General features: G+C 35.8%; 17 protein-coding genes. 11 read left to right on the forward strand and 6 right to left on the reverse strand.

Annotation, left to right across the window (positions count from 1 at the left end; all coding sequences use genetic code 11):
• The first annotated feature begins 7 nt into the window (after nucleotides 1-7).
• Both NCE97_RS13085 and NCE97_RS13090 read left to right on the forward strand, forming a co-directional pair.
• The gene (locus NCE97_RS13085) at nucleotides 8-517 is read left to right on the forward strand and encodes a peptide-methionine (S)-S-oxide reductase (RefSeq protein WP_353779725.1); all 510 of its coding nucleotides are present in this window, start codon (nucleotides 8-10) and stop codon (nucleotides 515-517) included.
• A gap of 8 nt (nucleotides 518-525) precedes the next feature.
• Nucleotides 526-1,746, forward strand: coding sequence for a bifunctional alpha/beta hydrolase/OsmC family protein (locus tag NCE97_RS13090; RefSeq protein WP_353779726.1), 1,221 nt, complete (start codon nucleotides 526-528; stop codon nucleotides 1,744-1,746).
• Nucleotides 1,747-1,886: 140 nt separating this feature from the next.
• On the opposite strand, the gene NCE97_RS13095 is transcribed toward NCE97_RS13090, so the two are convergent.
• A complete protein-coding gene (locus NCE97_RS13095; protein ID WP_353779727.1) occupies nucleotides 1,887-3,266 on the reverse strand; it encodes an aldehyde dehydrogenase in 1,380 nt (459 codons plus the stop codon).
• 192 nt (nucleotides 3,267-3,458) lie between these two features.
• Here NCE97_RS13095 and NCE97_RS13100 point away from each other — a divergent pair, with 192 nt between their 5' ends.
• From NCE97_RS13100 to NCE97_RS13125, 6 genes are all read left to right on the forward strand, one after another.
• Nucleotides 3,459-4,565 (forward strand): MBL fold metallo-hydrolase, encoded by a 1,107-nt coding sequence (locus NCE97_RS13100; RefSeq protein ID WP_353779728.1) that lies wholly within the window; start codon nucleotides 3,459-3,461, stop codon nucleotides 4,563-4,565.
• Nucleotides 4,566-4,740: 175 nt separating this feature from the next.
• Nucleotides 4,741-5,523, forward strand: a complete 783-nt coding sequence (locus NCE97_RS13105) for an SDR family NAD(P)-dependent oxidoreductase (RefSeq protein WP_353779729.1) — start codon at nucleotides 4,741-4,743, stop codon at nucleotides 5,521-5,523.
• Nucleotides 5,524-5,549: 26 nt separating this feature from the next.
• Entirely contained in the window at nucleotides 5,550-6,458 is a 909-nt protein-coding gene (locus NCE97_RS13110; protein ID WP_353779730.1) for a helix-turn-helix domain-containing protein, read from the forward strand.
• Between the two features lie 88 nt (nucleotides 6,459-6,546).
• Complete coding sequence (locus NCE97_RS13115; RefSeq protein WP_353779731.1) at nucleotides 6,547-10,224, forward strand: metallophosphoesterase; 3,678 nt, start codon at nucleotides 6,547-6,549, stop codon at nucleotides 10,222-10,224.
• Nucleotides 10,224-10,892 (forward strand): ion channel, encoded by a 669-nt coding sequence (locus NCE97_RS13120; protein ID WP_353779732.1) that lies wholly within the window; start codon nucleotides 10,224-10,226, stop codon nucleotides 10,890-10,892. Before NCE97_RS13115 ends, NCE97_RS13120 begins: the two co-directional genes overlap by 1 nt.
• A 111-nt stretch (nucleotides 10,893-11,003) precedes the next feature.
• The gene (locus NCE97_RS13125) at nucleotides 11,004-12,260 is read left to right on the forward strand and encodes a cation:proton antiporter (RefSeq protein ID WP_353779733.1); all 1,257 of its coding nucleotides are present in this window, start codon (nucleotides 11,004-11,006) and stop codon (nucleotides 12,258-12,260) included.
• Between the two features lie 39 nt (nucleotides 12,261-12,299).
• On the opposite strand, the gene clpX is transcribed toward NCE97_RS13125, so the two are convergent.
• The 3 genes from clpX to tig form a co-directional block, all read right to left on the reverse strand.
• On the reverse strand, nucleotides 12,300-13,532 hold the full coding sequence (gene clpX, locus NCE97_RS13130) for an ATP-dependent Clp protease ATP-binding subunit ClpX (RefSeq protein ID WP_353779734.1): 1,233 nt from the start codon (nucleotides 13,530-13,532) through the stop codon (nucleotides 12,300-12,302).
• Between the two features lie 52 nt (nucleotides 13,533-13,584).
• Nucleotides 13,585-14,259, reverse strand: a complete 675-nt coding sequence (clpP, locus tag NCE97_RS13135) for an ATP-dependent Clp endopeptidase proteolytic subunit ClpP (RefSeq protein ID WP_353779735.1) — start codon at nucleotides 14,257-14,259, stop codon at nucleotides 13,585-13,587.
• An 89-nt stretch (nucleotides 14,260-14,348) separates the two neighbouring features.
• Nucleotides 14,349-15,671 carry a trigger factor gene (gene tig / locus NCE97_RS13140; RefSeq protein ID WP_353779736.1) on the reverse strand — a complete coding sequence of 441 codons (1,323 nt, stop codon included), beginning with the start codon at nucleotides 15,669-15,671 and terminating at the stop codon, nucleotides 14,349-14,351.
• A 286-nt stretch (nucleotides 15,672-15,957) separates the two neighbouring features.
• Between tig and NCE97_RS13145 the strand changes: the two genes are divergently transcribed.
• Nucleotides 15,958-16,827, forward strand: a complete 870-nt coding sequence (locus tag NCE97_RS13145; RefSeq protein WP_353779737.1) for a T9SS type A sorting domain-containing protein — start codon at nucleotides 15,958-15,960, stop codon at nucleotides 16,825-16,827.
• Nucleotides 16,828-16,833: 6 nt separating this feature from the next.
• On the opposite strand, the gene NCE97_RS13150 is transcribed toward NCE97_RS13145, so the two are convergent.
• Complete coding sequence (locus NCE97_RS13150; RefSeq protein ID WP_353779738.1) at nucleotides 16,834-17,601, reverse strand: alpha/beta fold hydrolase; 768 nt, start codon at nucleotides 17,599-17,601, stop codon at nucleotides 16,834-16,836.
• Complete coding sequence (locus NCE97_RS13155; RefSeq protein WP_353779756.1) at nucleotides 17,601-18,314, reverse strand: pyridoxine 5'-phosphate synthase; 714 nt, start codon at nucleotides 18,312-18,314, stop codon at nucleotides 17,601-17,603. The genes NCE97_RS13150 and NCE97_RS13155 overlap by 1 nt, the downstream gene beginning before the upstream one ends.
• 89 nt (nucleotides 18,315-18,403) lie before the next feature.
• On the opposite strand from NCE97_RS13155, the gene NCE97_RS13160 reads away from it, so the two are divergent.
• Nucleotides 18,404-19,060, forward strand: a complete 657-nt coding sequence (locus NCE97_RS13160) for a CBS domain-containing protein (protein WP_353779757.1) — start codon at nucleotides 18,404-18,406, stop codon at nucleotides 19,058-19,060.
• A gap of 3 nt (nucleotides 19,061-19,063) precedes the next feature.
• A complete protein-coding gene (locus tag NCE97_RS13165; protein ID WP_353779739.1) occupies nucleotides 19,064-19,942 on the forward strand; it encodes an NAD kinase in 879 nt (292 codons plus the stop codon).
• The last annotated feature ends 121 nt before the right edge of the window (nucleotides 19,943-20,063 follow it).

A 20,063-nucleotide genomic window follows, 5' to 3' on the forward strand; every position in this document is an offset into this window, starting at 1 on the left:
ATACGTTATGTTAGAAAAAATTGCATTAGGAGGTGGTTGTCATTGGTGTACCGAAGCTGTGTTTCAGGCGTTGCTTGGTGTAGAAAAAGTTGACCAAGGCTATGTAGCATCTAGTGGTGATTTTGAAAGTTTTTCTGAAGCGGTTATTGTTCACTTTAATCCTGAAATGATTTCGTTAGAAATACTGATAGAAATTCACTTGCATACCCATAAGGGTACTAGTGACCATTCTATGCGAGACAAATATCGTTCAGCTATCTATACCTATTCAGCAACACAAAACACAACGTGCAAGCAAATTATTGATAGGCTTCAAGATGAATTTGAACATCAATTGATAACCAAAGTTTTACCCTTTGAAACTTTTAAAGCATCGCGCGAAGCCATTCAAAATTATTACAGGAAGAATCCCGAGAAACCGTTTTGCGAAAAATTTATTAATCCAAAACTGAAGTTTCTGTTAAATACTTACGACAAACATGTCGATGAGAATAACATTTTATACAAAACAGTGTAAGTAGAATCATGAAAAGTACTAGACTAAACATACCAAATCATAAAGGCATAAACCTTAACGCTTATTTAGAGCTTCCTGCCAACCAGAAACCAAATTACTACGCCATTTTTGCACACTGCTTTACGTGTAGCAGCACGCTTGGTGCCGTAAAAAATATTAGCAGATCATTGACCAATCATGGTTTTGGTGTATTGCGTTTCGATTTTACAGGCTTAGGAAGAAGCGAAGGGGAATTTGCAGACAGCCATTTTTCAGCCAATGTAGATGATTTAATAGCTGTACATAGCTATATGAAGGAACACTACGATGCGCCTTCATTACTCGTGGGGCATTCGTTGGGTGGTGCTGCAGTACTAGTTGCAGCATCAAAACTAGATGATGTAAAAGCTGTAGCTACTGTAGGCGCTCCTGCAACTGTTGGCCATGTAAAACACTTATTCTCTCATGCTATTGAAGAGGTGCAAGATAAAGGCGAAATTGAAGTCAATATAGGTGGAAGACCATTTGTGATTGATTCCGATTTTGTGAATGATTTTGATAATACCGATTTACCAACAATTGTAAAACAACTAAGGAAGCCACTTCTTATTATGCATTCGCCTTTTGATACTATAGTTGGTATAGAAAACGCGCAACAATTGTATCATAATGCGCATCATCCTAAAAGTTTTGTTACTCTCGATAATGCCGATCACTTATTGAGCAAAACTGAAGACAGTCTTTATGTTGGAGATGTTATAGGCACTTGGGTGAAACGTTATTTTCCAAGGAAAGACAATAGAATTTTGGATACTGAAGGTGAACAGTTAGTAGGTCACCTCAACTTAGTTGAAGATAATTTTACAACCTATATCCAAACCAAGAATCATAGTATCGTAGCTGATGAACCTGCGTCTATTGGTGGCGATGACTTTGGTCCTTCTCCATACGAATACCTCAATGCTGGTTTGGCTGCATGTACAGCTATGACTCTAAAAATGTATGCCAATAGAAAACAATGGGATTTGCAAGAAGTCTTTGTATACATTACCCATTCTAGAAAGCATAGTGATGACTTGAACATAGAGTTAGACAAGCCAACTTACTTAGATCATATCAACAAAAAGTTGAAGTTTGTAGGTAATCTAGATGAGGCACAGAAGCAAAGACTTAAAGAAATCGCTTCTAGATGCCCTGTTCACAAAACCTTAGCTAGTGAGGTGATTTTTAATACTGAAGTGCTTGTTTAGCCCAATGAATAACTTGCCTAGTTTCCTCAAACGTTGTCGAGATGTAATTAAAACAGCACTAGCGATTAGGTCTCGACTGCGCTCGACCTGACACTTTTATTATTGGTAAAAAAGATGATTCGAAGTAACGTTCACTTGGTTTAGTATCGAATTCCACTAAAGAATAAACGTTTAATAATATTCAGTTTGGTTTTAGTGTACTTGTAATATTTCAGGTTTAGTTCTAGCCAATTAGGCTTTTCGAGCATTGCTTTTTGATGTGAAAACGTATCAAAGCCAAACTTACCATGATAGCTTCCAAAACCACTATGACCAACACCACCAAAAGGTAGTTTATCATTCGAATAATTCATAATGGATTCATTAATACTACCACAACCAAATGAAATTTCGCTGAGAATGCGTCTCTTTACTGATCTACTTCCAGAGAAAACATAGCATGATAACGGTTTTTCATACCGTCTGGTAATCGCAATGGCTTCATCTAGGTTTCTATACGTTAATACTGGTAAAATAGGTCCAAATATTTCCTCCTGCATCACAGCGTCATCCAAATTAACAGGATATAAAACTGTGGGTTCTATATATCGTTCACCTTCATTGACATTACCGCCATAATAGACATTATCGTTAGTTAACATACTTTGCAATCGCTTCAGATTATGGTCATTGATGATTTGCAAAAAATTACCTCTATCTATGCTATAATTGTGCTTTTCAATTTCTGCAACCAACTTCTTCAGGAACTTCTCCTTGATATCTTCATGAACCAGAATGTAATCTGGAGCAACACAGGTTTGCCCAGAATTTAAAAACTTGGCCCAAACCATACGTTTTATTCCCATACTAAGGTTTGCATCCTTATGGAAAAACGTTGGGTTCTTCCCTCCCAACTCCAAAGTCACTGGAGTTAAATGCTTGGCTGCAGCTTGATAAATAATTTGTCCAACTTTAGGACTACCTGTAAAGAAAATCTTGTCAAAACGCTGTTCTAATAATGCTGTAGTTTCAGGCACGCCGCCTTCAATCACATGAAAAAAGCCTTTATCAAAATTGGAGTTGATTAGCTCTGCCATTAATGCACTAGTATTTGAGGGCAACTCACTAGGTTTCAGGATTACGGTATTACCAGCTGCAATTGAAGCGATTGATGGTATAAAACACAAATTGTAAGGATAGTTCCACGCTCCAATAACCAGAGTAACACCAAGGGGTTCCTTAAGGATATAACTTCTTGCTGGGAAATTAAAAAAGTTAGTACTGACGCGTTCTTTCCGAGCCCATTGGTCTAAGTTCTTTATCGCATTATCAATTTCATGATAAATAAGATACAACTCAGTGAGGTAGTTCTCTGTCTCAGATTTTTTGAAGTCTTTATAGATAGCCTCATGCAAACGACTTTCATTATCTTTTAGAAGACGTTTCAACGTCTTTAATTGTTCTTTTCTGAACTTTAAAGACTTCGTTCCCTGAGATAAGAAGAAATTTCGTTGAGATTCTAAAAGCGCATCATAGTTCATAGTAGACTTTTTGTAAAAATAGGAATTATTAAAAAGAATCCTTTCCTGTAAAATGTATACGCCTTTCTGTAAAATGTATACATCTGAGATCGAGTTGCATAATACCTTTGTACCAACAATTTAAGTATAATTCGACAAATGCAAGAAGTCAATTAAGTGATGATAAAAAAAACATTAAAAATATTAAAACGCATGTTATTAGGAATATTAGGTGTTATTGTAGCAATAGGAATATTAGGCTTTGTTTTTGTTAATACAAGCCCACAATTTGGAGGCACCCCTTCAGAAGAAAGTTTGGTAAAAATTAACAGCTCTCCTAATTATGAGAACAAGGCTTTCAAAAATTTAGAACACACGCTTCAGAGTACAGGATTTAAATTAAGTACTATTCCAGAGTTTTTTACTTCTGGTAATGGAAAGACACCAACCAAGGAATTACCTCAGAAGAATTTATCTGCTTCATATTTTGAAAACGAATTAAACCAACCTAGAATAACTTGGTTTGGGCATTCTGCTTTGCTAATAGAGTTAGATGACACTACCATTTTTATAGACCCAATGTTAGGAAATGTTCCTGCGCCTCACCCTTTATTGGGAAGTGGACGATTTAACGAAAAGTTACCGATTACTATTGAGGAATTACCAGAGATAGACATTGTATTAATCTCTCACGATCATTACGATCACTTAGATTACGAATCTATTACTAAACTAAAATCGAAGGTAAAACAGTTTTATGTTCCATTGGGTATTAAAGCACACCTTACTGAATGGGGTGTTGAAGGAGATAGAATTCAGGAGTTTGATTGGTGGGAAAGTACCAATTTCAATGACATAGAATTTGCAGCTACACCAGCACGCCATTTTTCTGGACGTGGTTTTACAAGAAATAACACATTGTGGTGTTCTTGGGTGATTAAATCTAAAAACACGAGCATGTTTTTTAGTGGAGATAGTGGTTATGGCAAACACTTCAAAGATATTGGTGAACAATATGGTCCGTTTGATTTTGCGATGATGGAATGTGGACAGTACAATGAGCAATGGTCTCATATTCATATGATGCCAGAAGAAACAATTAAAGCGACTATAGATGTTAGAGCCAATATAATGATGCCAATACATTGGGGTGCTTTTAAGTTGGCATTGCATGCCTGGAATGAACCTGTTATGAGAGCATCTAAAACAGCCTCTGAAAATGGAATTAAAATGCTTACACCAAAAATAGGTGAAGCCATATTGATAAATGATGAAAATTATAGTACCACAGATTGGTGGACAACGATTGGTGAGATTTAAATCATACACCGTTTTTTGATTGATTGGTAGAAAACTGTCGTCCGGAAAACTTTCTTGACGGCAGTTTTTTCTTCTGTAAAATGTATACGCCTTTCTGTAAAATGTATACATCTGAGGTTGCGTCGCATAATACCTTTGTATCAACAAAACTGATAACAATTAAAAAATATAAATCATGAGTACAACAGCATTAATCACAGGAGCATCAAGTGGCATTGGAAAAGAATTGGCTAGAATACATGCTGAAAGCGGTGGCAACGTCATTATTGTGGCGAGGCGACAAGAAAAATTGAACGACCTAAAGGCTGAATTAGAGCAAAAGCATAATGTGAAAGTTATGACTATTGTCAAAGATCTTAGTAAGCCTGAAGCAGCTAGAGAGTTATTTACTGAAGTAAAGCAAACCGGAATCCAAGTAGATTATTTAATCAATAATGCAGGTTTTGGTCTGCGTGGAAAGTTCCATGAACTTTCATGGGAACGCCAACAGCAAATGATTAATCTCAATATGGCAGCACTTACAGAATTGATGTATTTGTTCTTACCAGAAATGATCAAAAGAAATAGTGGTAAAATATTGAACACATCGTCTACGGCTAGTTTTATGCCTGGTCCATTACAAGCCATTTACTTTGCGTCTAAAGCTTATGTAACGTATCTAGGAAATGCCATTGCAGAAGAATTGCACGACACAAATGTTACAGTAACCACACTTATGCCTGGTGCAACAGAAACAGAATTTGCTGCAACGTCTGGTATGGATGAAACTGGCTTATTCGAAAAAACAGTAACTGCACGTTCTGTAGCTGAAGATGGTTACAACGGCATGATCAAAGGAAAGCTAGATGTAGTTTCTGGGTTAACCTTCATGCAAAATATAATGATGAAGTCTCTTCCATTTACACCAAAGAAAATGGTCTTAAAGCAGATTAGACAGATGCAGGAAGTCGAAAACTAATTGTAAGTTTGATATATCTATATATAATGGAAGACATTTTTCATATAAAATCAATTACTGAAGCCAACAAGCTTTTTGGTATGCCACCTCCAAAGCATCCCTTGGTCTCAGTAATGTGGGCAAAGGATTTCCCTGATTTTAATCGGTACAAAGGCGTTAAGTTCAACACTGATCTTTTCATGATATCCTTAAAAGATGGTATTACTGGTTCTATGGGTTATGGTCGTAATAGTTACGATTTTAACGAAGGCACATTAATTTTTTCAAAACCCAATCAGGTGATGTCTTCAGAAGAAAAAAATATAGAAGACAACTCTAAAGGCTGGATGCTTTTGTTTCATCCAGATTTAATTAGAAAATCTGAACTCGGTAGTACTATTAGTAATTACACCTTTTTTGACTACGAAGTTCACGAAGCTTTGCATCTATCCGATGAGGAGCAGGAAACAATCACAGAATTGATACATAAAATAGAAAAAGAGTACAATCAAAATATTGATAAGCATAGTCAAAAGCTAATTATATCCAATATTGAACTAATCCTCGATTATTGTATGCGCTATTATGACCGACAGTTTTATGTTCGTACAAATCTTAATCAAGATCATGTTTCTGAATTTGAACATTTGCTAAAAGAGTATTTCGCTTCCGAGAAGCCTTCAGAACTAGGCTTACCCTCAGTAAGATATTGTGGTGAAGCTCTAAATATGTCACCCAATTACCTCAGCGATTTGCTAAAAAAGGAAACTGGCAAAAACGCTAAAGATCACATTTATGCTTTTGTAGTCAACAAAGCAAAGAATCGCCTCCTTGGAACGACAAACTCCATAAGCGAAATTGCATACGACCTTGGGTTTGAATATCCTCAACATTTTAGTAAGTTATTCAAATCTAAAACAGGCATGAGTCCTGCAAAGTATCGCTCGATGAATTAATTTTATTTAAAGTTTAGCTTCTTTTTTACGTCTAACATTAAATGTCAAAAAAGTCTTAACTTTAAATTTGCATTTAACTAACTCATTTATGAAGCTTAAATATTCCCTTTTAACAGTTGCAAGTCTTGTGCTTATAAGTTCTTGTGCTACTTTCAAGCCTCAATACAAAGATTCTTCTGCACAAGTTGAATTCCCTGATAAGAACATTGCACATTCCTTCTACCTCATTGGTGATGCTGGTAATTCTCCACTAGGAGATACTTCAAATGCCTTAGATATGTTTGCTTCCGAGCTAGATGGTGCTTCGGAAAATAGTACAGCAATTTTTCTTGGGGATAATATTTATGAAAAAGGATTGCCAAAAAAATCTAGTCCCGACTATGAGTTGGCAAAGCATCGCATAAAAATTCAAACAGATGCTGCTGAGAATTTTAAGGGCAGAACAGTATTTATCCCAGGAAATCACGATTGGTATTCTGGTATTGGTGGTCTTAAGGATCAGGAAAAGTTTGTAGAGGATGAATTGGGTAAGAATACGTTTTTACCAGAGAACGGTTGCGCAATAGATAAGATTCATATTTCTGAAGACATAGAATTAATTATTATAGACAGTCATTGGTACGTCACCAACTGGAACAATCATCCTACCATAAATGATGATTGTGATATTAAAACAAGACAAGGCTTTTTAGACGAGTTCGATAGCCTTATTAAAAAAGCACGTGGTAAAACTACAATTGTGGCCATCCACCACCCAATGTATACCAATGGTTCACATGGTGGTCAGTTTACTTTTGCAGATCACATGAAACCGCTTCCTATTCTTGGGACTCTAAAAAATGTGATTAGAAAAACGAGTGGTGTTGCTAACGTAGATCTTCAAAATTCGAGATACAATGAATTAAAAACACGCTTGGTAACATTGGCTCAAGCCAATAAAAAAGTGGTTTTTGTCTCTGGTCATGAGCATAACCTTCAATATTTAATAGAAGACAATCTACACCAAATTGTTAGTGGCTCTGGTTCCAAGGTTTCTGCAGTACGCAATGTTGGCAGCGGACAGTTTGGATATGGTACTCCTGGTTATGCCAAACTCGATGTCTTTGAAGATGGATCTTCGCATGTGACATTCTACTCAACTGATGACCTAGAAATTGTTTTTGAAACGCAGGTTTTCCCTCCTAACGAACTCAAAACTAATGTCAATTATAACGATAATATGGCATCACATACATCTGCATCTATTTATTCTGAAGAAGAAACAGATGTAGGAGGCTTTCACAAATTCCTTTGGGGTGATCGTTATCGAAAGTATTATAGCACAAAAGTTAAAGCTCCAAATGTAAAACTCGATACATTATTTGGAGGGTTGTCACCTGTTAGAAAAGGTGGTGGAAATCAGTCTAAATCGCTTCGGTTAGAAGACGAAAATGGCACACAGTATGTGATGCGTGCTTTGAGAAAACAAGCATTACAATATTTGCAAGCGGTATTATTTAAAGACCAATATATCGAAGGCCAATTCGATGATACTGCTACGGAAGATTTAATCCTTGATATTTTTACAGGTGCGCATCCTTATGCACCTTTCGTTGTTGGTGATCTTGCTGATGCAATAGGCGTATATCATACTAATCCTGTTTTGTACTATGTTCCGAAGCAAGAACACTTAGGTGCTTATAATGATGAATTTGGTGATGAGTTGTATATGATTGAAGAACATACTTCTGAAGGTCATAGTGATAAAGCAAGTTTTGGTTATCAAGACAAGCTATTGAGCACTGACGATATGATGAAGAAGATTCATAAAGATGAAGACATTGTCATTGACGAAGCCTCATATATCAAAGCCAGATTGTTTGATATGCTCATTGGCGATTGGGATAGACACCAAGACCAATGGCGCTGGATAGAGTTCAAAGAAGATGGTAAGAAGGTGTATCGCCCTATGCCTAGGGATCGTGACCAGGCGTTTTCTATTATGTCTGATGGGTTTTTACTTGGTGCTGCTGTGAAGTTAGTCCCAACAGCTCGATTGCTTAGAGAATATAGTGATGACTTAGAAGATGTAAAAGGGGTGAATTTTGAGCCATATCCTTTGGATATGGAATTAATTATGCAATCTGGAAAAGACATTTGGGATGCACAGGTTAAGCACATTCAGGATAACGTTACCGATGCTGTTATCGAAACTGCTTTTATGAATATTCCTGAGGAAGTTAGAGATGAAACGGTAGATGACATTAAGCGCAAACTAAAAGCACGACGTGGAAACCTTCAGAAAATATCGGATCGTTATTATCAGCTTATTAATCAATATGCTGTTATCAAAGGCACTAATAAAGACGATTGGTTTGACATAGAGCGTATGCCTAATGGACAAACCAAAGTCACTGCATATCGAATCAAAAATGGAGAGAAAAAAGACAAGTTCCATGAACGCACTTATACTTGCGATGACACTAAAGAGATATGGATTTATGCCTTAGACGATGATGATATGTTTTATGTGTTTGGTGAAGGTGATAGAGAAATCAAAGTCCGTTTAATTGGTGGACAAAACAATGACACTTACAATATAGAGAACGGCAAACGCATTACTTACTATGATTACAAATCCAAGAACAATACTGTAATTACTAATAAAGGCAAACAAAAGTTTTCTGACAATTACAATACGAATGTCTACGACTATAGAAAATTAAAAAACAATACTGTACAGATTTTACCAAGTCTAGGAGCTAATCCAGACGATGGTTTTAGAATCGGTGCTAATGCAGTATTTACTAACTATGGTTTTGAGCGCAATCCATTTAGTGCGCAACATCAAATTACTGCAGCATACTATTTTGCAACTAGTGGTTTTGATTTTAATTATTATGGTGAGTTTGCCAATCTATTCCCGAACATAAACCTTGGTTTCGAAGCGCACTTTAATAGTCCAAACTATGCTGTAAATTTCTTTGGTTTTGGTAACGAAACTCCAAATCCTGAAGCTGATGAAGATGATGGTCTCGATGTTGATTTAGACTATAACCGTGTAAAAATAAGAACTCTTAGTGCCAAGCCTTCTTTGGTATGGAGAGGACAACAAGGTGGACAGTTTAAGCTTGGTGTGTTATACGAATCTAATGAGGTGGATAGAACTGCAGGGCGTTTCATAAGTATGCTTCCTTCTGACGATGCAGTATTTGACAAGCAAGATTTTTATGGTGCTGAAGCTGAGTATAATTTTGAGAATAGAGATAATGACGCCTTCCCTACTCTAGGAATGCATACTTCGTTGATAGTAGGCTACAAAAACAATGTAAGTACTGAGAAAGGGTTTGGGTACATCATCCCACAATTAGGCTTTGATTATAAACTAGTGCCTAGTGGTCAGGTGGTTTTGGCAACAAATTTTAATGCACACATTAATCTAGGTAATGATTTTGAGTTCTATCAAGGTGCTACATTAGGTGCTAATAATGGTCTCAGAGGTTATCGTTTCCAGAGATTTACGGGGAAAAGTGCTTTTTCCCAATCCACAGATGTACGTTGGAGTTTTAGCAGTTTAAAAACAGGGTTACTTCCAATTCATATTGGTATTTATGGAGGTGTAGATTATGGACGTATTTGGATAGATAATGATAACTCTGATAAATGGAATAACTCTTTTGGAGGAGGTTTCTTTGTCAACATGGCCAAAATGATGACCGCAAATGTTTCTGCATTCAATAGTGACGATGGTCTACGTCTGGCATTTAGATTAGGTTTTGGTTTCTAATGAAAGAACTTTATAAACATCGCTTCGAGATTTTCTTTTGCACTCAGCTCTTTATACTGTTTGGGTCTTTGTTCTTTCCGAGTGTTTTTTTTGAAACCATACTTACTCCTGTTCTCTTTCTGGTTAATGCTGCTGCTGGCATTTTACTAATCTCCAAAAAGAAGAAACTGATGTGGTTTCTAATTATTTTGTTTACAATCTCTCTGATTGTTTTTGGAAGTGATATGATGACAAGAGAGTCTGGGTTTCAGGATAATTTCATTATACGACTTTCGGTCTATTTTGTCTTTTATATGATCGTAACCCATCAAATAATTTTACAAATATGGAACTCTAAAAAGGTTGACAATATTGTAATCATTGGCTTGATGTGTGGTTATATTTCTTTAGGGTTTTTAGCCTTCTTCTTGTTCACAACTATGGAAATAATAGAACCCAATTCATTCAATGGCATTGTTATTCAAACTGAAGGAGCCACCCAAGGTTTAGATTCCATAATGTATTATTCATATATCACATTAATGACCATTGGCTATGGTGATATTACTCCAGCTACACCTTTAGCTCAAAAAGCGGCTATAATTACGGGCTTGGCAGGTCAATTTTATTTAGTTATTGTTACAGCAATTGTTGTAGGGAAGTACATAAAACATTCCTCTAAAGATTAGCTTCTTGGATATAATGATTCTTCAAAAACATTTCAGATTTCTTGTAAAAATCTGAAAAGGTGATTGAAAGTATTTCATAAACGGATTACTTTTGTACATCAACAATACTCAATGGATTATTATTTAATACTAACCGCCTTAGTTACACTTGCAGCTGTTTTTGGCTATATCAATGTTCGATTTCTAAAATTACCCAACACTATTGGGTTAATGCTCATTACCATAGTATACACCTTAGCTGTTTTTGGCTTGAGTTATTTTGATGACACCTTACTTCAAACTGAAATAGAATTTATACGCCAAATTGATTTCAAAGATTTGCTCTTGGATCACATGCTTAGTTTCTTACTCTTTGCAGGTGCTATGCATACTAATTTCCAGCAATTAAAAGTGCAGCGTTGGCCTATACTTTTGTTCTCTACGCTTGGTGTTGTAGTGTCTACATTTTTGGTTGGAATCGCCATGTATTTTGTACTTGGACTTATTGGTCTTGAAACAAACTTTATTTACTGCTTGCTCTTTGGTGCATTAATTTCTCCTACAGATCCTATTGCTGTTTTGGGCATCTTGAAAAAAGCTGGTGTACCCAAAAAACTAGAAACTAAAATTGTCGGTGAATCACTATTCAATGATGGTGTTGGTGTTGTTGTGTTCTTAACCATTTATCAAATTGCTTCTGGTAGTGGTTCTGTAGAAATCTCGGAAATAGCAAAACTGTTTGGTGTTGAAGTGATTGGTGGTATTGCATTTGGATTACTTTTAGGATGGCTTACCTATAGAATGCTGAAGTCTATTGATGATTTTGATATTGAAGTAATTATCACTTTAGCGATGGTAATGGGTGGTACTATTTTAGCTCAAAAACTTCATATTTCTGCACCTTTGGCTATGGTTACTGCTGGATTGGTTGTAGGTAATGATACCATAAGAAGTAATGCAATGTCTGATACTACCGAACTCTATGTCGATAAATTCTGGGAGCTTATTGATATTCTCCTCAATGCCATTCTTTTTGTACTGATTGGGATGGAAATGCTCGTGTTAGTTTACGACAAAAACTATTTCTTGGCTGGAGCTTTAGCAATTCCTATTGTATTGGCTTGTCGTTATGTATCATTATTATTACCTGTAAACCTTTTCAAGAAAAAGCTAGATTTTGTTCCAAAAACGAATACTATAATGACTTGGGGAGGACTTCGAGGTGGTATCTCAATAGCGCTGGCATTAGGTTTATCTCAAGACATGAATAGAGACATGTTTTTGGTAATTACCTATGTGGTGGTGGTATTCTCTATACTGGTTCAAGGATTAACGATTGGTAATCTGGTAAAAAAGATTCAGGCTAAAAACAAATCAGCCTCATCATAAATGACAAGGCTGATAAATATTTTAAAAGTCGTCTTCTAATTAAGACACCGCTTTCAATTTCTTTAAAGTTGTTTTAGTAAGCTTATCTTGTGCATAGGCTTTGGTAACGTTGAGTTTTTTCTCATCGCTCGACGGCATTTCAAACATGGCATCCGTTAATATCGCTTCACACAATGAGCGTAGTCCTCTGGCTCCTAATTTGTATTCAATCGCTTTATCTACAATAAACTCTAAAGCACCATCGGTAATAGCAAACTCTATATCGTCCATGGCAAAAAGCTTCTTGTATTGCTTTATGATAGCATTTTTAGGCTCTGTAAGAATCGCTCTTAGCGTATTGGCATCTAAAGGATTCATGTGTGTTAATACAGGTAAACGTCCAATAATTTCAGGAATCAAACCAAAATCTTTTAAATCCTTTGGAATAATGTACTGTAATAAATTATCATTGTCTACAACCTCATCTGCCTTGGAAGCACTATAACCAACGGCCTGCATGTTCAGACGTTTAGAAATAATACGCTCTATACCATCAAAGGCTCCTCCCGCAATGAACAGAATGTTTTCAGTATTAACTTCAATAAATTTCTGATCTGGATGCTTACGTCCTCCTTTTGGTGGTACATTTACTGTGGTACCTTCAAGCAATTTAAGTAATGCTTGCTGAACACCTTCACCAGAAACATCTCTAGTGATTGAAGGGTTGTCACTCTTGCGTGCAATCTTATCGATTTCATCAATAAAAACGATTCCTTTTTCAGCTTTTTCAAGGTTATAATCTGCAGCTTGTAGCAGTCTCGTTAGAATACTTTCTACATCTTCACCTACATAACCCGCTTCTGTAAGTACAGTGGCATCAACAATTGCCAAAGGCACATTGAGCATCCTTGCTACAGTTTTGGCCATTAATGTCTTCCCTGTACCAGTTTGCCCAACCATAACAATATTGGATTTTTGAATCTCAATACTATCTTCGGATGGTGGTTGTAATAATCGCTTGTAGTGATTGTATACCGCGACAGACATAATCTTCTTGGTATACTCCTGACCAATGATATATTCGTCTAGGAAAGCCTTTATTTGCTGAGGCTTTCTGAGCATCAGCTCAGCAGATAATTCGGAATTATCGCTTTGCTTAGATTCTTCTAAGACAATACCATGAGCTTGTTCTATACAACGGTCGCAGATATGTGCATCCAAACCTGCAATCAACAAATTGGTTTCAGGTTTTTTCCTTCCACAAAACGAACATTCTAACTCTTCTTTTGACATCTAAATTGTATTAAATACTCGCAAAAAGCGATCTTAATAGTTTACCAATATATTAATTTCTAGACAAAACCTCGTCAATCATACCATATTCAAGGGCTTGATCTGCCTTCATCCAGAAGTCTCTATCACTATCTTCATAGACTTTGTCGTAAGGTTTCCCTGAATGTTTACTGATGATTTGGTATAATTCTTCTTTAAGCTTTAAAATCTCTCTGGCAGTAATTTCTATATCGCTGGCTTGCCCTTGTGCACCTCCAAGTGGTTGGTGGATCATGACTCTAGAGTGTGGTAAAGCACTACGCTTTCCTTTTTCTCCTGCACAAAGCAATACCGCTCCCATTGATGCAGCCATTCCTGTACAAATGGTAGCAACATCTGGTTTGATAAACTGCATGGTGTCGTATATGCCTAATCCAGCATAAACACTTCCTCCTGGAGAGTTAACATAGATTTGAATATCTTTTGACGCATCTGTACTTTCCAAAAACAACAACTGCGCCTGAATGATATTGGCTACCTGATCATTGATTGCTGTCCCCATAAAGATGATGCGATCCATCATTAAACGAGAAAACACATCGAAAATGGCAATATTCATTTGACGCTCTTCAATAATATTTGGTGTTAAGCCAACAGGATACATACTACTTATAATTTTGTTGTAATATGTACTACTGATGCCTTGATCTTTTATCGCAAACTTTTCAAATTCTTTTCCGTAATCCATTAATCTTTTTATGTCTAATATTAATTAATAAAAAAAGCGTAAAACCTTACAGTTTTACGCTCTAAATATAAGGATTTATTCAATAACGATTAACTGTAAAATTCTTTTACAAAATCGTCGTAAGTTATCTCTTTTACCTTAAGATTTGCTTCCTCTTTGTATAGTTTTAACAACTTCTGACTCATCAATTGATCTGATAGTCTTTTTACTTCATCTTTATTAGATAAAATACGAGCAGCAATGTCTTCTAATTCTTTTTCTGAAGGGTCCATTTGACCAAATTGAGCCATCTGAGCCTTAATCATATCCATCGCATAAGCTTTTAAGTCTTCAAACTGCACTTGTAGCTTATACTCTTCAATAAGTTTTCCTTCTATCAACTGATAGCGCATGCTCTTTTCAGACTTTTCATATTCTTCTTTAGCTTGCTCTTCAGTCATTACTTCTTCACCTGCTGTCTGCATCCACTTTGTTAAAAACTCAGCTGGAAGATCGAATTTTGTATTATCTACTAGATATTCAGTAACATCATTCAATAATTTCTGATCTCCTTGTTGTGCAAACTGTTTTTCAGAATCTGTTTTAATTCTCTCTTTAAGCTCAGTCACAGACGTTACATTTCCTTTGCCAAACAGCTTATCGAATAATTCCTGATCTAAGTCAGCTAATTCTCTTGAGTTGATCTCATTCACTGTAAAAGTAACCTCAACATCCAAACCGTGAGCATCGTCATGAGATACCTTAAGGAAGGTCATTAAATCGTGATCGTCTTTAAATAACCCTTTGGTCTTTAATGTAATGATGTCATCTACTTTAGCACCTACAAACTTCTTTTCGTTTGCTTTTCCCTTTATCTTATCTAATGAAATTGTTGCAGGAGTATCTATCCCTTTTTCATCGTTGAAGAATACACCTGTAATCTCGCTATCTGATGTGACTTCGTCTTGAGAAACTAACTTACCATATTGCTTTTGAATATGCTCAACTTGGTTGTTGATCATTTTTTCGTCAGCGATAATGTTGTATTGCGTGATGGCTTTTTTTCCTTTTAGCTTTACTTCGAATGAAGGAGCTAATCCTAATTCGAATTCAAAAGTAAACTCATCAGCATCCCAATCTAAATCGTCTTGCGGCTTTGGTAATGGATTACCTAACACGTCTAGCTTTTCTTCAACAAGATATTTACCTAATGCATCCTGAAGCAATTTATTAACTTCATCTACCAAAACAGCCTTACCGTATTGCTTTTTTACCATTCCCATTGGCACATGTCCTTTTCTAAAACCAGGAATGTTTGCAGACTTACGGTAATCGGATAAAATTTTCTCTACCTTATCGCTATAGTCAGCTTTTGCAATATCTACTTTAACTACTGCATTGAGTTCGTCGATGTTCTCTCTTGTAATATTCATCTTTAAAACCTATAAAAATTGGGCTGCAAAAGTACAACTTTTTTAGTATAGAATCCAAACTTATTAGCTTTTACTAAAGCAATAAAAAGTAAAGATTTCTTCTAATTGTAAAATCTTCACAAATAAGAGCTATCATTTTGGCTGTCAAGGCATTTAAAAAATAAAAAGTTTGCCACTTTTTCATTTTTTTTTAGTTTTGCAAATTGTAATATTATTCTGGCATTTATTAGTTTATGATTTTATTTGTCAGGTATTTACAAAACCCAAATTCTATAATATTAATATAATGAAAAACACCCTACTTATACTGATAGCAGCAATAATATCACTTGGTGCTAATAGCCAACAATTTTCAATTAATAGTGATGGAGAATTTTTCTTAAGTTCTGATGTCAGTTTTACTACATCTGGTATTCCTCTAAAACAAAATGGAACTGGTATTGTTATTATTGAAGCTGGAAACACTTGGTCGGCAAACTCTAACGAATACGTTGACGGAAAAGTTATCATTAAAGGTTTGGGAACTACGCTTGTCAATGCTGGAAATGAAGTAAATAGCTCTCCTTTCGCAATTACAACCGCTATTGGAGATGAAGTAGAAGTAGAATATACGCAGGACACACCTCCTTATGGTGATACTTCGTCATTAGGTACCTATTCCCTTAGTGATGTAGAATATTGGACAGTAACAAAGCTAGAAGGAAATTCAGCAGATTTTGACGCTTCTGGTTTTAGTGAAACTATAGGTGCTACATATAATGGAGAATCTTCATTAAACACTCCTATTGTGGTTAGATTAGAATCTGGGAGTTGGGTTCCTTATACTGAAAACCCTGGGTTTGGCACATTCGCATTAGCAGCGAAAACCGAAACACTTAGTATAACAGATAATTCGTTAAGTAGTGATGATTTTGTAGTTTTCGAAAGTTCTCCAGAAAGCATAAAAGTAAAGGTACCGAATACTATAAGCAATTTAGATATTTCTATTTATGACACGCTTGGAAGATTAGCTGCAGATTATTCAAACATTAGACCTCACAGCATCTCGGACGAAGTTTATTTGACTAACCATAATTTACAAGATGGAGTTTACATCATGCATTTTTACGCCAAAGACGAATCTCTTCGTTTCTCAAAAAAGGTGATTATTAGATAATCGACTTTATTTCAAGAATTCTAATACTTCAGAATAAAAATCTTTAGGATTTTCAGCATGTAACCAATGCCCTGCATTTGCTACTGTTCTTATTTCTGAATTTGGAAAATGATTTGGTATAAGGACTTCATCTTGCGGACCGATATATTCTGATTTATCTCCTCTTAGAAATAATGTTGGTTTAGAATAGATTGCGTGTGCTGATAATACTTCACCAACTTCAGCTACTTCCTCTTTTAATATGGGAAGATTCACTCTAAGTCCAAGCCTTCCTTTTTCTACCCAATACAAGTTTTTGAGTAAAAATTGTCGTGTTCCAAAATCTGGAACATAGTCACTAAGCAACTTATCGGCCTCTCCTCTACTGGTTATAGCATCAAAATCTAAACTAGTCAATCCTTCAAGTATTAGGTCATGGTGTATTGGATAAAATCGTGGTGATATATCTGCAACGATCAATTTTGAAACCAACTCTGGGTATTGCGTTGCGAAGCCCATTGCTGTTTTTCCACCCATTGAATGACCCAATACGATACTATCTTCTAACTCGTAATAGTCGCAGTAATGCTTTAAGTCTTCAACCATGACATCATAATTAAACTCATCATGATGAAAACTACGCCCATGATTGCGTTGGTCTATAAGATGAACCTGAAACCCTTCTTCAGAAAATTGACGCCCAAGGGTTTTCCAATTGTCTCCCATTCCCAAGAATCCATGAAGAATAATGAAAGGGGTTCCGTTTTCTCCTATTATGTTTGAATGCAATAACATTATTTTAGTTTATGTAAATACATTTGAATCACATTTTCAATTCCCATATACAAACTCTCGGAAATTAAAGCATGTCCTATTGATACTTCTAGTAAACCAGGAATATTATCCTTGAAGAATTTAATATTGTCCAAAGAAAGATCGTGTCCTGCATTAACACCAAGGCCTATATTGTTGGCAAGTTCAGCACATTTCGTATAAGGTTCTATTGCTTGCGTATTCCCTAATCCATATTGATGTGCAAATGCTTCAGTGTATAGTTCAATACGATCAGTACCTGTTGCCTTAGCACCCTCAACTTGTCCTAAATCTGGATCGAGAAAGATTGAAGTTCTAATGCCATTACTTTTGAATTCTGCGATAACTTCAGACAAAAAATCTTTGTGCTTCAAAGTATCCCAACCTGCATTACTGGTTATAGCATCCACAGCATCGGGAACTAATGTTACCTGTGTAGGTTTTGCCTCTAAAACCATATCGATAAACTTCGGTATTGGATTGCCTTCAATATTAAACTCAGTATATACTACAGGTTTAAGATCACTTACATCTCTATATCTAATATGACGTTCATCTGGCCTTGGATGCACAGTAACACCCTCTGCTCCAAAACGTTGCACGTCTTTTGCAAACTGAACTACATTGGGCACATCTCCACCTCGCGAATTTCTTAAGGTAGCAATCTTGTTTATATTAACACTTAACTTTGTCATCATTGTAATTTGGAGTACAAAAATACAAAGACAAGCAAGCATTTTGTTGTTATTTTTGATTAATTTGCATGGTCAATTCATACCGAGATATGCCTTTACGACATTACATTATTAATGATATAAAACCCTTGAATATTGATGATCCTATTAGTGATCTTCAATTGTTGTTCAATCAATTAACTTACTCGCACATCCCTATCGAAAAAGATGGAACTTATTTAGGTTGTATGTCGGAAACTGATGCGCATTGCTTTGACGGCACTAAATCTATTGTAGATTGCAACTATACTATTGAGGGTTTCTTTGTAAGACCTAAAACAAATTGGCTAGATGTACTTGAAGCTTTTGCTCAAAACAATACGAATATAATGCCAGTGCTTGATGAAAAGAACAACTACCTAGGCTATTACGAACTCAACGATATTATTGGCTTATTTAACGAAACACCATTTTTTTCGGAACCTGGAGGCATTTTGATTGTTGAAAAAGGATTTCAAGACTTTTCTTTTAGCGAGATAAGTCAAATTGTAGAGTCCAATAATGCTAAGTTATTGGGCGCTTTTATTTCTAAAGTAGAAAGTGATGTTGCTCAAATCACAATGAAGATCGGCAATGCAGGTCTTAGCGATGTTATACAGACCTTTAGGCGTTACAGTTATAATATTGTTTCTGGGCATGAAGAAGATTCCTATATCGAAAGCTTAAAAGAACGCTCTGATTATTTAAAAAAATATCTTGATCTATAACTCATGAAAATTGCCATTTTCGGTCAATCCTATCATAATCACACAGAAGACAGTGTAGACATACTTCTAGACTATCTATCTAACCATACCTCTAAAGTTTTCATAGAAAAAGAATTCTACAAGACTATAAAATCAAAGTCTAGTCTGTCTCTCAACAATTTAAAGACGTTTACCGCACTGGACAACACCTATGACCTTATGGTTAGCATTGGTGGCGATGGTACTATTCTTAGAGCTATCACTAGAGTTGAAGACTTATCAATTCCTATTGTAGGTATCAATACAGGACGATTAGGGTTTTTGGCAACAATTCAACCAGATTTTATTACTCAGGCTTTTGACGATATTCTTTCTGGGAATTATAAAATTTCTGAACGCACACTACTTTGTGTAGAAACCAATCCTGAAAACTCTAGCTTAAAGGAAATGAATTATGCACTCAACGAAATTGCTGTGAGTCGTAAGAACACCACATCTATGATTACTGTTGATACGCATTTGAATGGAGAATTTTTAGCATCATACTGGTCGGATGGGTTGATTATTTCAACGCCAACAGGATCAACAGGATATTCATTGAGCTGTGGTGGTCCTATAATTACCCCAGAAGCCAACAATTTAGTACTTACACCTATTGCACCTCATAACCTTAATGTAAGGCCTTTGGTGATTCCGGACAATACAGAGATACAACTCAAAGTAGATGGAAGAGAGGACCACTATTTGATTTCGCTAGACTCCAGAATAGCTACTTTACCCAATTCTGCTATAGTAACCATAAAGAAAGCCCCTTTCAAAATAAAAATGGTCGAATTAATTGACGAAAGTTTTATTGATACACTTCGAAAAAAAATGCTTTGGGGTGAAGATCGTCGCAATTAAATTCGTTTTAACGACAATGAGCAATAAATCAACTATAATGTTGTTTATGTAACAGACTAATGAGCCTAAATTTATTATAGGCTCATCTTATTTGTTATATTTGCAAACTTTTAAAAATCTA

Origin of the sequence: Winogradskyella sp. 3972H.M.0a.05, from assembly GCF_040493455.1 — a bacterium.
Taxonomy (GTDB): Bacteria; Bacteroidota; Bacteroidia; order Flavobacteriales; family Flavobacteriaceae; genus Microcosmobacter.

Bases quoted from the DNA above. Each gene is read 5' to 3' on its own strand.
- clpX (WP_353779734.1), bottom strand. From the start codon at position 13,532: ATGTCAAAAGAAGAGTTAGAATGTTCGTTTTGTGGAAGGAAAAAACCT.
- NCE97_RS13165 (WP_353779739.1), top strand. From the start codon at position 19,064: ATGAAAATTGCCATTTTCGGTCAATCCTATCATAATCACACAGAAGAC.
- NCE97_RS13110 (WP_353779730.1), top strand. From the start codon at position 5,550: ATGGAAGACATTTTTCATATAAAATCAATTACTGAAGCCAACAAGCTT.
- NCE97_RS13095 (WP_353779727.1), bottom strand. From the start codon at position 3,266: ATGAACTATGATGCGCTTTTAGAATCTCAACGAAATTTCTTCTTATCT.
- NCE97_RS13145 (WP_353779737.1), top strand. From the start codon at position 15,958: ATGAAAAACACCCTACTTATACTGATAGCAGCAATAATATCACTTGGT.
- clpP (WP_353779735.1), bottom strand. From the start codon at position 14,259: ATGGATTACGGAAAAGAATTTGAAAAGTTTGCGATAAAAGATCAAGGC.
- NCE97_RS13085 (WP_353779725.1), top strand. From the start codon at position 8: ATGTTAGAAAAAATTGCATTAGGAGGTGGTTGTCATTGGTGTACCGAA.
- NCE97_RS13105 (WP_353779729.1), top strand. From the start codon at position 4,741: ATGAGTACAACAGCATTAATCACAGGAGCATCAAGTGGCATTGGAAAA.
- tig (WP_353779736.1), bottom strand. From the start codon at position 15,671: ATGAATATTACAAGAGAGAACATCGACGAACTCAATGCAGTAGTTAAA.
- NCE97_RS13160 (WP_353779757.1), top strand. From the start codon at position 18,404: ATGCCTTTACGACATTACATTATTAATGATATAAAACCCTTGAATATT.
- NCE97_RS13120 (WP_353779732.1), top strand. From the start codon at position 10,224: ATGAAAGAACTTTATAAACATCGCTTCGAGATTTTCTTTTGCACTCAG.
- NCE97_RS13155 (WP_353779756.1), bottom strand. From the start codon at position 18,314: ATGACAAAGTTAAGTGTTAATATAAACAAGATTGCTACCTTAAGAAAT.
- NCE97_RS13100 (WP_353779728.1), top strand. From the start codon at position 3,459: ATGTTATTAGGAATATTAGGTGTTATTGTAGCAATAGGAATATTAGGC.
- NCE97_RS13115 (WP_353779731.1), top strand. From the start codon at position 6,547: ATGAAGCTTAAATATTCCCTTTTAACAGTTGCAAGTCTTGTGCTTATA.
- NCE97_RS13125 (WP_353779733.1), top strand. From the start codon at position 11,004: ATGGATTATTATTTAATACTAACCGCCTTAGTTACACTTGCAGCTGTT.
- NCE97_RS13150 (WP_353779738.1), bottom strand. From the start codon at position 17,601: ATGTTATTGCATTCAAACATAATAGGAGAAAACGGAACCCCTTTCATT.
- NCE97_RS13090 (WP_353779726.1), top strand. From the start codon at position 526: ATGAAAAGTACTAGACTAAACATACCAAATCATAAAGGCATAAACCTT.